This window comes from Allgaiera indica (assembly GCF_900106675.1).
In the GTDB taxonomy this organism is placed as follows: domain Bacteria; phylum Pseudomonadota; class Alphaproteobacteria; order Rhodobacterales; family Rhodobacteraceae; genus Acidimangrovimonas; species Acidimangrovimonas indica.
Map to the genome: position 1 here is coordinate 1 of NZ_FNOB01000041.1, position 12,730 is coordinate 12,730.

A 12,730-nucleotide genomic window follows, 5' to 3' on the forward strand; every position below is an offset into this window, starting at 1 on the left:
ATCAACAAAGCTGGCGAAGGAGGCCCCATGGCAAAGCCCGTCGAAAACGCAGCTTAAAACTACGAGCACGCGACAACTACTTTGACAAATACCGGTGGTCAACAAGCTGCGCGGCGGGCTGAAGGTCGCTGCGGTCAAGGCGCCGGGCTTCGGCGATCGCCGCAAGGCGATGATGGAGGATATCGCCATCATCACCGGCGGTCAGGTGATCTCGCCCGATCTGGGTGTGAAGCTTGAGAATGTCACGCTGGACATGCTGGGCAGCGCCCGCAAGGTCCTGATCTCGAAGGAAGATACCACGATCATCGACGGCGACGGCGAGAAGGCGGCGATCGCCTCTCGGGTCGGGCAGATCCGTGCACAGATCGCCGACACGGACTCGGATTATGACAAGGAGAAGCTGCAGGAACGGCTGGCCAAGCTTGCCGGCGGCATTGCGGTGATCCGCGTCGGCGGTGCCACCGAGATCGAGGTCAAGGAGCGCAAGGACCGCGTCGACGACGCGCTGAACGCGACCCGGGCCGCAGTCCAGGAGGGTGTCGTGCCCGGTGGCGGCGTGGCCTTGATCCATGCCGGCAAGGCGCTGGCGTCGCTGACCGGCGAGAACGACGATCAGGACACCGGTATCCGGATCGTCCGCCGTGCGTTGCAGGCGCCGCTGCGGCGGATCGCCGAGAATGCCGGGGTCGACGGCTCGGTGGTCGTGGGCAGGGTGCTCGAGAACGACAACCGCAGCTTCGGCTTTGACGCGCAGACCGAAGTCTATGGTGACATGCTTGCGGCGGGCATCATCGACCCGACCAAGGTGGTCCGCATCGCCCTTGAGAACGCCGCTTCCATCGCTGGCCTGATCATCACCACGGAAGTCATGATCGCCGACAAGCCCGCGAAGCACGGATCTGGCAGCAGCTCCGACATGGCGGGTATGGACTCGATGATGTAGCACCCCCCGGGGATCCGCCACGAACCGGCTTATTCGCCCAAATCTGCCGGCACTGTTGCGTGCGTCTGAGCGTGCTTTGAAATCAATGTGTTAAGCAAGGATTTCTTGGCAGCTTCGGACGCACGCATGGGTAAGACGCTGCGAACCCGCCCTTTCTGGCCAAGGTCCAGCCCTAACGGGCTGGGCCCGCGGCGGAGGTGCAGGAGGGCGCCGGAGCGCAACGAGCGGGCGGGCATCAGCCGAACCGATCCGGACAAGGGCTGCACCCTTCCCGCGCCGCATCAGTCCAAGATGACGAAATGCCCGTCGCCCAGATCCTTGTAGACCGAGGGGGCCGGCGAGTGGCCGACCGGAAAGGTCGCCGATGGCAAGATGCGCGCACGGCGGTCCTCATGCGGGCGGCGGTTGCGCGGATCGGGCAGCGGAACCGCCGCCATCAGCTTGCGGGTATAGGGATGTTGGGGATCCTCGAAAACTGCCCTGCGGGTTCCGATTTCGACGATCCGGCCCATATACATCACCGCCACATGATGCGAGACGCGCTCAACCACCGCCATGTCGTGGCTGATGAACAGGAACGACAGCCCGAGGTCGGCCTGCAGCTCCATCATCAGGTTCTTCGCACGGATGATGGAGGGGCTTGCATCAGAGGCTGCCGACCGGAAGCCGCCCTTCGCAGGCGCGGCACTTCGATCTCAATAGTAGCGGCCTTTATATCTGCTTTCATAAGGTCGCCAGATCCCGTAAAGATCCAAATCTTTGAGGTTTTGGGACAGATGTCAACGGCGGAGTAAAAACCGGCCACGCGGCGGCGCAAAACCAGGCCAGTGGCGGGGTGCCAAGCGCCATGGCGCGCGCGCTCTTCAGATAGCTGGCGCGTGCCATGGCGCATTGGCCCGCAGGGCCAATTCCGCAACAGGTGATCAGGTGGCGGCTTGGGCCTTTCGGGCGCGGCTTTGTCCGAGCCGATAGCTATCGCCGTTCATCTCCAGAATGTTGACGTGGTGGGTCAGCCGATCAAGCAATGCGCCGGTCAGGCGTTCGGTGCCGAAGGTTTCTGTCCATTCGTCGAATGGCAGATTGCTGGTGATCATCGTGGAACCGCGCTCATATCGCTGCGAGATCAGTTCGAACAAGAGCTCGGCGCCGGTCTTCGACAAAGGCACGAAGCCCAATTCGTCAATGATGAGCAACTTGACGCCAGCCAACTGTTTTTGCAGGCGGAGCAGACGGCGTTCGTCGCGGGCCTCCATCAGCTCGTTGACCAGCGCGGCGGCGGTGACGAAGCTGACCGACATGCCCTTCTGGCAGGCGGCGAGCCCGAGCCCCAGAGAGATGTGCGTTTTGCCCGTGCCGCTGGGGCCGAGCGCGATGACGTTCTCGCGGCGGTCGATCCATTCACAGCGAGCCAGTTCCAGCACCTGCATCTTGTTCAGCTTCGGGATCGCCTTGAAGTCGAAGCTGTCCAGGCTCTTGGTGGCCGGGAACTTCGCGGCCTTGATGCGACGCTCGATCATCCTGCGCTCGCGGTCGATTAGCTCCAGCTCGACCAGACGCGCCAGGAACTGGACATGATCCAGCCCCTCGGCGGCACATTGGCGGGCGAGCTTGTCGTATTCCCGCAGGAAGGTGGGCAGCTTCAGCGTCTTGAGATGATCCGCGAGCAGGATCTTCGGGGCTAAGGTCATTCCGCAACCTCTGCCATCAGAGCCATGTAGCTGGCGGCCGAGGTCGTCTCTACGTTCGCGCGCGGCAGGTAGGGATAGATGTCGAGGTCCAGCTTCGGCGGCCGCTTCTCGACGTGGCAGAGGACGAGGTGCTTGACGGCATCGAAGCCGACCGCGCCCAGTTGCAGCGCCTTCTTTACCGCCGCGTGCAGGTCGTCGATGCCGAAAGTCTCCAGAAGGCGCAGAACCTGGACATACTCGCGGCGTCCGGCCTTGATCATCCGCGCTTCCATCAGGCGGCGCAGGGTCGCGAACTCCGGCGGCAGGTCCCATTCAGCCAGGGGCGCCGCCTGATCCAGGGCATTGATCTTGCGCTCGATGAGCGGAAGGTAATGCACCGGATCGAAGACCATGTCCTCTCGGTCGTAGCAGCGCGGATGACGGGCGATAATCTCGCCACCGCAGCCTATCACGACCGCATCGACATAGCCCCGGATCCAGACGTCGCGATGACCATAGGCCACTGGCACCGAGTAATCGTTGGTCTTGTAGCGCACCAAGGCCTGGGAGCTGACCCGTCCGGTTGTCTGATCGCAGGCATCGAACGGCGCGGCCGGCAGGTCGGCCATCGCGGCCAGATCCCGCGTGAGCCGTTCGCCGATCGTCTCGGACTGGCCCCGCAGGACATCCGCCTGACGCCTGTGGCACTGCTCCTCCAGGTAGGCGTTGAACGCGTCCCAGGTCGCAAACCGCGGGATCGGCACCATGAAGTTGCGGCGGGAGTAACCGACCAACCCCTCCGCGTTGCCGTTCGCCATTGGGCTCGAACCAATGGCGCCTTCAATGGCTCACTCATTGCCCTTGCCGGGCCGCCCGTAGCGATCACGGAACAGGTAATGCGACAGGAACCCGCTGAAGAGCGTGGCCCGCTGACGCGTTCCATCAGGAAGAATCTTCGCAACCAGACAGCGGTCGTTGTCGTAGAGGACCGACACCGGCGCCTTGCCGAAGAACGCGAAGGCGTGGACGTGGCCATCAACCCAGGCTTCCGCTGTCGCCGCAGGATAAGCACGGACAAAGCAGGCATCGCTGTGCGGCAGGTCCATGACGAAGAAATGCGCCTTCTGCTCGACGCCGCCGATGACGACCACCGCCTCGCCGAAGTCGGCCTGGGCATGACCGGGCGGATGCGCCAGCGGCACGAACATCTCGCGGCCGCGCCGTTCGCGCTGCCGCATGTAATCCTTCACGATCGTGTAGCCGCCGGTGAAGCCGTGCTCATCACGCAGCCGCTCGAACACCCGCTTCGCCGTGTGCCGCTGCTTGCGATGGACCTCGCGATCACCCTCCAGCCAGCCGTCGATAATCCCGGTGAAGGCATCCAGCTTCGGCCGCTTGACCGGTGCCGTCCGCCGATATCCGGGCGGGACCGAGAACGCCATCATCTTGGCAACGCTGTCGCGCGAGATGTTGAAATGCCGCGCCGCTTCTCGCTGGCTCATCCCCTCAGCACAGGCCAGCCGAACCTTCCGATACAAATCCACGGTGAAAATCCTCCCGCCCTCCCTGTCGCCAGAAAGGGCAAAAGTGGACGACTTTTACGCCGCCCGCAGCAGGCTCATCCCGCCGCTACCGTGGCCGACTTTTGCACCGCCGTTCTCAACAGATCATGGCGCAAAATGCCACCATTTACAAAGTTGAGCTTTCAGTCTCCGACATGGATCGCCACTATTATGAGACCCATAAACTGACCGTTGCGAAGCATCCATCGGAGACGGTTGAACGGCTGATGGTGCGCATTGTCGCTTTTGCGCTAAATGCCCATGAGAATTTGGAAATGACGAAGGGCATTTCAACGGATGGCGAACCCGATATTTGGCAGAAGAGCCTCAGCGGAGAGCTTGATGTGTGGGTGGCCTTAGGGCTTCCCAGCGAGAAGGTGATGCGTCAATCCTGTAGCAAAGCTGACAAGGTGGTTGTCTATCCTTACGGCGGCAGGACAGCCGAGATGTGGTGGGATAAGATCAAAAATAGCACCACCCGTTTTGAGAACCTTCAAGTGACAAATTTTTCCGAGAAAGACACTGGCGAACTGGCAAAACTGGCAAGCCGCGCGATGAGGCTCCAGATTAATATTCAGGACGGCGATTTGATGGTCAGTGCTGGTGATAGCATCGTTTACGTTACCCCGCTAAAATGGAAGAGTGTCGCGTAATTACAGGAGCTCCCCGGCACAGAAGGGCAATCGCTTTTGGCCTAAGTAACTGATATGTTGTTGATAAGTTGTCGTAGGAACTTATCGTCCCAGCCCGCGCGCTTGAGTTTCATAGAGAGTGACATCTTCGAGGGATCGCGTCGCACCACGTCGAGTGCGCGGCGGCGCAGGACAGCGATGTTTCCCGGGCCGTTGTCCTTCCGGTTGCGCGCAGCGTCCTCACGGAAGGAAACGTCCAACTGCCAATGCAGGGCGTTTTCGATGGCCCAATGATCGCGGACCGTGGTGAGCAGCGTCTCCGGGGTGGGCATCCAGGAAAGCGCGAAGAAGCGCGTCTCGGAGGTTGCCTTTCCCTCCACTTCCCGCGTCCTCTCGATCCGGCCGAACCCCTTGAGCTCCGGGAAATCATGGTATTCTCCCAATGCCTTGGCAGAGACGACAACTGCTTTTTGCGTCTCCTTGCGGCCATGTCCGGCCTCCTCGGTGACGGCTTGGTGACGCAGGTCCTCAGGCGCGGTGAAACAGCAGCGCGCATCGGACAGAAGGTAAGCGCCCGATTGTAACCGCCTGCCGGAGGTCGGCGTGATGGCCTAAGACACGTGCATAACGACGTCGTTTGTGACGTGTCTTACGCAATTACCGGGGTTAGAAGGCCTCCTGATAGAGCGCGAGCGCATCGTCCTGCGTGACTGCGACAGGGTTGTTGATGAGAAGTCGGGTCTGCAGCATTGCGTCGCGGGCCAGTATCGGAAGGCTGTCCTTGGTCACATTGCAGTCGCGCAGGCGGCGGGGGGCACCTGAACGGTCCATCAGATCCTCAATATAGGCGACAAATGCGGCGGATCGGCCCTGAATGCCCTCGTCGGACGGGGGCAGGACCACATCGGCGAGTTCCGCATAAAGCGGCGCGGCGGCGCGCATATTGTAGCGCAGGACCGGGCCCAGCATCAGGGCGTTGGTCAGGCCGTGGGGCAGGTGGAAATGCCCGCCCAAAGGATAGGCAAGCGCGTGGACTGCGCCCACAGGGCTGTTCGAGAATGCCTGTCCCGCCAGGTTGGCCCCCAGCAACATTGCCTCGCGCGCCTGGCGGTTGCTGCCGTCCTCGCAGGCCGCGACAAGGTTTGCGCTCATCAAGCGCAGCGCTTCTTTGGCGAACAGGTCCGACAGCGGGTTCTTCTTGTGCTGGCTGGTGAAGGCTTCGATCGCGTGGACCATCGCGTCGATGCCTGTCGCGGCGGTCTGGAGGGGGGGAAGTCCGATTGTGAGCTCGGCATCCAGCAGGACGCGGTCGGCATATAGCTGATGCGCGACGATGCCCATCTTGGTGGTTTCGCCCGTGGTCAGGATGGTGATGTTTGTCACCTCTGATCCCGTGCCTGCGGTGGTCGGAATTTGAACCAGCGGGGTGCGTTTCCCCTCCACCTTGCCAATTCCATAAAGCTCGGCAAGCGGTTGATCCGAGGCCAACATGACGGCGGCAAGCTTGGCGATATCCATGGAGGAGCCACCGCCCAGCCCCACCACGATATCCGCACCGGCAGCCTTTGCGCAGTCGACACAGGCCATCAATACGGCCTCCGGCGGATCGGCCACCACGTCGTCAAACACCGTCACCTGGAAACCATGCGCTTCCAGCGAGGCCTTGGCGGGCTCGATTACATTGGTTTCATGCAGGAATTTGTCTGTCACGATCAGCAGGTTGCGTTCGGAAAACCACGCGCCGAGAAGCGCCCCCAGACGCCTTGCGCCGCCCCATTCCATCAGCATGGAGCCGGGCGTATCGAAGGAAAAGGCTTTGGTGCCGTCAGTCATGGATCTTGTCCTTGAGGTGAAGAGAGGTTGCATCTGCCGATCTGTGAGGCTTGGCCGCTTTCGCGATCCATAGCCCGTCAACAAGGCGGGCATCCATAGGCAAGGACGGATGCGGACCTAAAAGATCGGTGGCGTTGACACCCAGAGGACACGAATGACGCTGAGCGCCTCTGCCGGCGGCTGGGTAGCGCGCTGCGGAACCCTTCTGGCCGGAGCGGCAGCCGCCAAGCCCATGGTTGAGCTCGGTTTCACAGGCCCGCTCACCGGGGGTGTATCCTCTAGGGGGACCGGCGGCCGCGATTCCGCCCAGATGGTAGTCGATCTTCACAATGCCGACCCTTCGATGACCAGCCCATCGAAAGAGTGACGGCCGATGGGGCCTACGACACAGGCCCCCGTCACGCAGCCATCGCCGCCCCCAATCAGATCAAGAAATCGACTTTCGCCCCAAAAACAGCCCATTATTTAGGCTATATGCACATCGCACCCAAATTGTGCGCGATTTTGCACGGACGCCACTTTTCTCAGCACCTCCAAGTCGCTTTCTGATCCGCGACTGAGGATTCCGCACGAGGAGAGGCCATGAACGCCGCCGATACAGCCTGGGTTTTAAGCGCGACGGCGCTGGTTCTGTTCATGACCCTGCCGGGACTTGCCTTGTTTTACGGCGGCCTGGTGCGTGCCCGCAATGTCCTGAGCGTCTTCATGCATTGCTTCGCCCTCGCCGCGCTGATGAGCCTCCTTTGGCTGATCCTGGGCTATTCCATCGCCTTCGGTGGCGCCGGGGCGCTGTGGGGCGGACTGGGGCGGGTGATGCTGATCGGCGTCACGCCGGCCACGCTGCACGGCTCGATCCCCGAGATCGCTTTCTTCGCCTTCCAGATGACCTTTGCGATCATCACCCCGGCGCTGATCGTTGGCGCCTATGTGGAACGCGTGGGCTTTGGCTTCGTGCTGCTGTTCTCGGGGCTGTGGATGCTGGGGGTCTATGCCCCGGTCGCGCATTGGATCTGGGGCGGTGGCTTCCTGTCCGACGGCGGCATCTTCGGCGCCCTTGGCGTGAAGGATTTCGCCGGTGGCGTGGTGGTGCATGAAACCGCGGGGCTGGCGGCGCTGGTCATCGCGGCGATGCTGGGGCCGCGCCGCAACCGCCACACGCCGCCGCACAACCCCGGCTATGTCGCGATCGGCGCGGGGATGCTGTGGGTGGGCTGGTTCGGATTCAACGGCGGCTCGGCGCTGGCCGCCAATGGCACCGCCGCGATGGCGATCGCGGTGACCCATATCTCGGCCGCCGCCGCCTCGCTGTCCTGGGCGCTGTGGGAGCGGATCAAGTTCGGCCGTTCCTCGCTGGTCAGCCTGGTCACCGGCACGATCGCGGGGCTGGCCTCGATCACCCCGGCGGCGGGCTATGTGGGGCCCGCAGGCGCCCTGCTGATCGGCGCGGCGGCCGGCATCCTGTGTCAGGAGGCGGTGCTGTTGTTCAAGAACCACAGCCGGATCGACGACACGCTCGACGTCTTCGCCGTGCATGGGCTGGGCGGGATCTTCGGTACGCTGATGATCGCCGTGCTGGGCAAGGGCAGCTGGACCGCGCAGGCCGGCACCCTGCTGATCGTCGGCGTCTACACGCTGGTCGCGACCTATGTGCTGGCCCGGATCGCGGCGGCGTTCACCTCGCTGCGCGTCGATGCCGAGACCGAGACCAACGGCCTTGACCTTTCGGTCCATGGTGAACGGGGCTATGAGCTGAATTCCTGACGCAAGAAGGTGGCACGCAGTGCCAGCCTCGCCTCCACCCCGGCCTGCCCGGCCACGTTGTCGGGGTTCACGCGGTAGGCGGCGCTGGCGGTCCGCCCCAGGCCCGTGCCCGGCGGCGCGGTATAACGCGCCTTACGCACGGGTCTGTTTGACGCCGCACCCGCATCGACACTTGCCGAGATCCGAGGCGCTTTGCGCTCTGACGCGAGCGACGAGGAGCCGGGGAAACGGGCCAAGGTTCGAGAGTTCATGTCCAGGTTCAGCCAGGCAGCTATCCTGCGCGACCTGCCGACCTTGGGTTTGTTGTTCATAACGAGAGTCAGCGGGTTTGAGATTGGTCGTCGGGTCGGCCGTTCTGGTCCAGCGCGCCGGGCGCGCTTCGAGCGGCGTCTGATTCCCGAGCGAGGACTGCGGCGGGTCGGCCTCGGGCAGGCTGCTCGGCAACGCCGCCGCGCCGGTGTTGCAGAAACCGCCAGCCCTGAGGGGCGGCGACCGTGCTGTTTTCAGGCTGTCGCGCGCTTGCGGCGAACTGCGAACAGGAAAACAAGCCCAAGCCCCAGAAGTCCGAAGGAGCCGGGAAGGGGCACTGCCGCAATGGGCGCAGACTTCAAAAACGCCACCTTACGTGTGCTGCCATCGACCGTGACGTCGAAACCGCCGTTCAGACCGTGGGTGCCCGAGAGGAGACCGCCACAAACTCCCGAGAGGCCGTTCTGGTCCAGCGTCACCGCGCCGGTGCCGGCGAGAAGTCGGCCGCAGCTATTGCTCGCGCGAGTATTCGCGGTGATCGAGGAGTAGGCGAGAATGTTTCCCAAGAACATCGTGTTTGTGTCGAGGGTCGCAGAGCTTCCGACATTCCAGAAAAGCCCGGCGCCCGTGCCGGTTCCGATCATGTTCACCACAGCGTCGGGCGAGGTGATCAGCGTACTGGGCATCTGGAACACCCAGGCGGCGTTAGCGTTGCCGCCGCCGTCGAGGGTCAGCGTGCCTGAGAGATTTGTCGTTCCAGCAGGAACCGTATAAACGCCCGGCGAAAGCGTCAGGCCGGCCAGATTTGCAGCCAGCACGGTGCCGCCGCCCAGCGAGGCGAGATCGTTCCGCGAAGCCGTGAGCTGACCCTGCGCCGTTTCCGCAAGCGCAGTAGCCGAGTGAACCAGCCCATCGGTCACCTGAGGGTCGGAGACGGCGGAGTTGGATACGCTGGTGAAACCGGTGAGCGACGTACCGGGCCAGACGCCAACATTCCCGCGGATGGTGCTTGTGGGGGCGTTGGTGACGGTCGAGGCGCCCAGCACGGTAAAGCTCGACAGATCCGCACCCATGATCGTACTGGCGAGGGCCGCCAGCGGCGTGCAGGCGAGGGCGGCGAGGAATGAAAGAGCGACTTTCTGGGATTTCAAGCGCGGCATGATAATTTCCACTCCCGTTGAAAAGGAAAATGAGCTGATTCAATAACTTTCATGTCGGCTTGACAGTCAAACTGGTAGCGCCGCAGAAACAATACTAGCGCATTGTTGACGCGGAAAACTATCATGGATCAATGTCGTGAAGCGTCTGGTGCTCGGGTCCTCGTGGAGGGCATCCAAGGGAACCCAATACGCGCGTCTTCTTCGCGAGATCCGACGACCACTTCGCTGAACCGCAGCAGGCTCAGCACGGTGGGCGGAGCTGATCCCCGCTGCTCCCACGGTCATGGAAGTAGCCAAGGCGCTGATTGCGGCGGTATATTTCGCCGATACCAATACTTGGCGGGTGAAGCGGGCGCTCACCGGCCTGTTCGAAGGCGCTGTCGGCAAGGTCGCGCCATCGGTCCGAGCCCGATGGCGAGGGGTCAGCCGGGCCTGGCGCAAGGGGAAGGTCGACTGGGATGCATGGTGCGCCCACAGCCTCGTGGACGAAGACATCGTTCGTCTCATTCTGGACGGCACGGGTGATCAAGACCCGGCTTGACTGGAAAGCTACGAACATCTCGGCGGTCTCGCCGCCGATCAGCATCCGCCGGGACGGGCAGAAGGTATTGCTTTTCAACATGAGTGAAACGGATCAGAAAAGGAAGGCTTGCATCCACCCGGTGCCAAGGCCACCTATGCCCCAGTGACACAGTCATTCAATCAGCCCCCCCTGTCATTGACCGCGCTCGGTTGGTCCGCGTTCTTTGGCGACCAATTGGAACCCGACGAAACCGGCTTTGCCCGCCTGCGCATCGCGACGGTGCACCGGTCGCGGCTGACCGCTGAATCTGAGGCCGGTCCAGTGCGGATCAACCTGCCCATCCACGCCAATACAACGGATTTTGCCGTAGGGGATTGGGTTTTGGCCGACGCCGAGACGCACATGTTCCGGCGTCGTCTGGAGCGTAAGGCCCTGCTGCAGCGCCGGACCGAGGGCGCCCGCACCCAGCAACTTATTGCGGCAAACGTCGACACGCTTTTCATCGTGACCTCGTGCAACGACGATTTCAATCCCGCCCGGCTTGAGCGCTATCTGGCGCTCGCAAACGAGGCCGGGACAAACTCGGTGATCGTGTTGACGAAGGTCGATCAGGTCGCGGATGCGGCACGGTATCAGCAAGAGGCGGCGGCGCTGCAGCGCGGGCTGACCGTGGTCACGTTGAATGCGAAAGCACCGGACGCGGCGACGGTTTTGGCGCCATGGTGCGGTTTGGGGCAGACCGTCGCGTTGGTCGGGTCCTCCGGAGTGGGAAAATCGACGCTGCTGAACACGCTTGCTGCGAAGTCGCGGGAGGACGCGCAGCCGACCGGCGGCATTCGAGAGGGCGACGCCAAGGGACGCCACACAACGACGTCGCGCTCGCTGCATGCCATTGCTGGCGGCGGCTGGGTGATCGACACGCCGGGGATGCGAACGCTGCATGTCAGCGATGTCGCCGCCGGGCTGGAGACGCTGTTCGCAGAGATCACCGAGCTTGCGCCCCACTGCCGCTTTCGCGATTGCACCCATGCGCACGAGCCGGGCTGTGCGGTTCAGGCGGCGATCAGGGCCGGAACGCTGGACCCTGCGCGCCTTGATCGGTGGCGCAAACTGCTGAAAGAAAACCACACCAACACCCCCGTGCAATCCGGCCCCCGAGGCAACAAGATCCTGGGCCGCAGAAAGCGGCGTTGAGGTAGTTGGCGTTCACGCAGCACAGTAGGTCGGAGGACACCCTTCGGCTTTGTCAAAGTGGTGAAAGTCGCTCCAAGCTAGGGCTACATGCTTGCCCCTTGCCCGGCGCAAAGGCCACGCCACTCGGCGAGAGTGGCAGCGCGGTTGTGGCCTCGGCGCTGATCGCGCACCGTGCGCGCAACACGCTGGTGCTGGTTCCCCGCCGGGAACTGCTAAGCCAGTGGGTCGAGCGCCTTGGGTCATTTCTGCAGATCGACCCGAAGCAAGTCGGCACCATCGGTGCCGGAAAGCGCAAACCCACCGGTGTGGTCGACGTGGCGCTGATCCAGAGCCTGGTTCGCAAAGGCGCGGTTGACGACGTGTTGAAATCACTGGAGGCCAAACGCTCGCCGATCGTGCTGACCGAGCGGAAAGATCATCTCGAATACCTTCAGCAGCGGTTCTCTAGGTTCGCCAAGAACATCGTGGTGCTCCGTGGCGGCATGTCTGCCAAAGACCGGAAGGTCGCGCATGCGGCGTTGAATGTTGCCGATGATAAGGAACGGCTGATCCTCGCGACAGGGCGCTATATCGGCGAGGGTTTCGATGACGCCCGGCTCGATGCCCTGTTCCTGACGATGCCAATCGCCTGGAAAGGCACGTTGGCGCAATATGTGGTCAGGTTGCATCGGCGGCATGACAAAAAGAAAGACGTGCTGGTGGTTGATTATGTCGACAGTTCAGTCCCGGTCATTGCCAGGATGGCGGCCAAGCGACGTTCGGGTTATCGGGGGCTCGGTTATGTGATGGAGTAACTCTCCGCAGAACACGGGACGCCAGTTGCCCGAGCGGTCAAGAACGCTACGTGGCGGCGGCCAATATCTGCATCAGCTTGTCTGAGGGTTCCCGGAACTTGTATATTTCGCGGAAGATGGGCGCTGATTTCGCGGCAGCGTGGGCACACGTTTCGCGCGATCGTGGGCAGCGATTTCACGGGTGTGGGCCACGTAGAATGCGAAATTATAGACGAAATTCGATGGTGTCGCGCCCCTTCAGCCCGGCGAATTGAACTTGCTGACGACATTTGCGATGAGCGCGCGCAGCCAGGCATGGCCCTGATCTCGGCGCAGGCGCGGGTGCCAAGCGATCTGGCTCGGAAAGGTGCCGAGGTCGACCGGCACGGCGGCGTTGCGCAGGCCGTAAGGCCCGGCCGTCATCGCGGCCACC

Annotated in this window: 9 protein-coding genes and 4 pseudogenes; 6 read left to right on the top strand and 7 right to left on the bottom strand. The window is 62.7% G+C overall.

Features of this window, described 5'->3' with window-relative positions; all coding sequences use genetic code 11:
* Positions 1-94 precede the first annotated feature (94 nt).
* Positions 95-943 (top strand): annotated as a pseudogene (gene groEL, locus BLV97_RS19755) (chaperonin GroEL); the annotation flags it as partial.
* A gap of 281 nt (positions 944-1,224) precedes the next feature.
* Here the strand turns inward: groEL and BLV97_RS19760 are convergent.
* The 3 genes and pseudogenes from BLV97_RS19760 to istA form a co-directional block, all read right to left on the bottom strand.
* Positions 1,225-1,560, bottom strand: a pseudogene (locus BLV97_RS19760) (ABC transporter ATP-binding protein); the annotation flags it as partial.
* Positions 1,561-1,866: 306 nt separating this feature from the next.
* Complete coding sequence (gene istB, locus BLV97_RS19765; protein ID WP_035840788.1) at positions 1,867-2,631, bottom strand: IS21-like element helper ATPase IstB; 765 nt, start codon at positions 2,629-2,631, stop codon at positions 1,867-1,869.
* Positions 2,628-4,154: pseudogene (gene istA / locus BLV97_RS19770) on the bottom strand (IS21 family transposase). The gene istB and the pseudogene istA overlap by 4 nt, the downstream one beginning before the upstream one ends.
* A gap of 125 nt (positions 4,155-4,279) precedes the next feature.
* Here istA and BLV97_RS19775 point away from each other — a divergent pair.
* A complete protein-coding gene (locus BLV97_RS19775) occupies positions 4,280-4,825 on the top strand; it encodes a YaeQ family protein (RefSeq protein ID WP_035840785.1) in 546 nt (181 codons plus the stop codon).
* Positions 4,826-4,866: 41 nt separating this feature from the next.
* Here BLV97_RS19775 and BLV97_RS19780 read toward each other — a convergent pair whose 3' ends face one another.
* Entirely contained in the window at positions 4,867-5,412 is a 546-nt protein-coding gene (locus BLV97_RS19780) for an ISAs1 family transposase (RefSeq protein ID WP_308430853.1), read from the bottom strand.
* A 58-nt stretch (positions 5,413-5,470) separates the two neighbouring features.
* A complete protein-coding gene (locus BLV97_RS19785; protein WP_035840783.1) occupies positions 5,471-6,637 on the bottom strand; it encodes an iron-containing alcohol dehydrogenase in 1,167 nt (388 codons plus the stop codon).
* A 582-nt stretch (positions 6,638-7,219) separates the two neighbouring features.
* On the opposite strand from BLV97_RS19785, the gene BLV97_RS19790 reads away from it, so the two are divergent.
* Positions 7,220-8,398: an ammonium transporter gene (locus BLV97_RS19790; RefSeq protein WP_092164215.1), complete on the top strand. Its 1,179-nt coding sequence runs from the start codon at positions 7,220-7,222 to the stop codon at positions 8,396-8,398.
* Here the strand turns inward: BLV97_RS19790 and BLV97_RS21335 are convergent.
* Both BLV97_RS21335 and BLV97_RS19795 read right to left on the bottom strand, forming a co-directional pair.
* The gene (locus BLV97_RS21335; protein WP_160169167.1) at positions 8,380-8,538 is read right to left on the bottom strand and encodes a hypothetical protein; all 159 of its coding nucleotides are present in this window, start codon (positions 8,536-8,538) and stop codon (positions 8,380-8,382) included. The genes BLV97_RS19790 and BLV97_RS21335 overlap by 19 nt on opposite strands.
* A 363-nt stretch (positions 8,539-8,901) precedes the next feature.
* Positions 8,902-9,807 carry an ice-binding family protein gene (locus tag BLV97_RS19795; RefSeq protein WP_051645962.1) on the bottom strand — a complete coding sequence of 302 codons (906 nt, stop codon included), beginning with the start codon at positions 9,805-9,807 and terminating at the stop codon, positions 8,902-8,904.
* Between the two features lie 292 nt (positions 9,808-10,099).
* Between BLV97_RS19795 and BLV97_RS19800 the strand changes: the two are divergent.
* From BLV97_RS19800 to BLV97_RS19810, 3 genes and pseudogenes are all read left to right on the top strand, one after another.
* Positions 10,100-10,421, top strand: a pseudogene (locus tag BLV97_RS19800) (IS256 family transposase); the annotation flags it as partial.
* A 71-nt stretch (positions 10,422-10,492) separates the two neighbouring features.
* The gene (gene rsgA, locus BLV97_RS19805; RefSeq protein WP_035840770.1) at positions 10,493-11,524 is read left to right on the top strand and encodes a ribosome small subunit-dependent GTPase A; all 1,032 of its coding nucleotides are present in this window, start codon (positions 10,493-10,495) and stop codon (positions 11,522-11,524) included.
* Between the two features lie 98 nt (positions 11,525-11,622).
* Positions 11,623-12,318, top strand: a complete 696-nt coding sequence (locus tag BLV97_RS19810) for a DEAD/DEAH box helicase (RefSeq protein ID WP_210184817.1) — start codon at positions 11,623-11,625, stop codon at positions 12,316-12,318.
* The last annotated feature ends 412 nt before the right edge of the window (positions 12,319-12,730 follow it).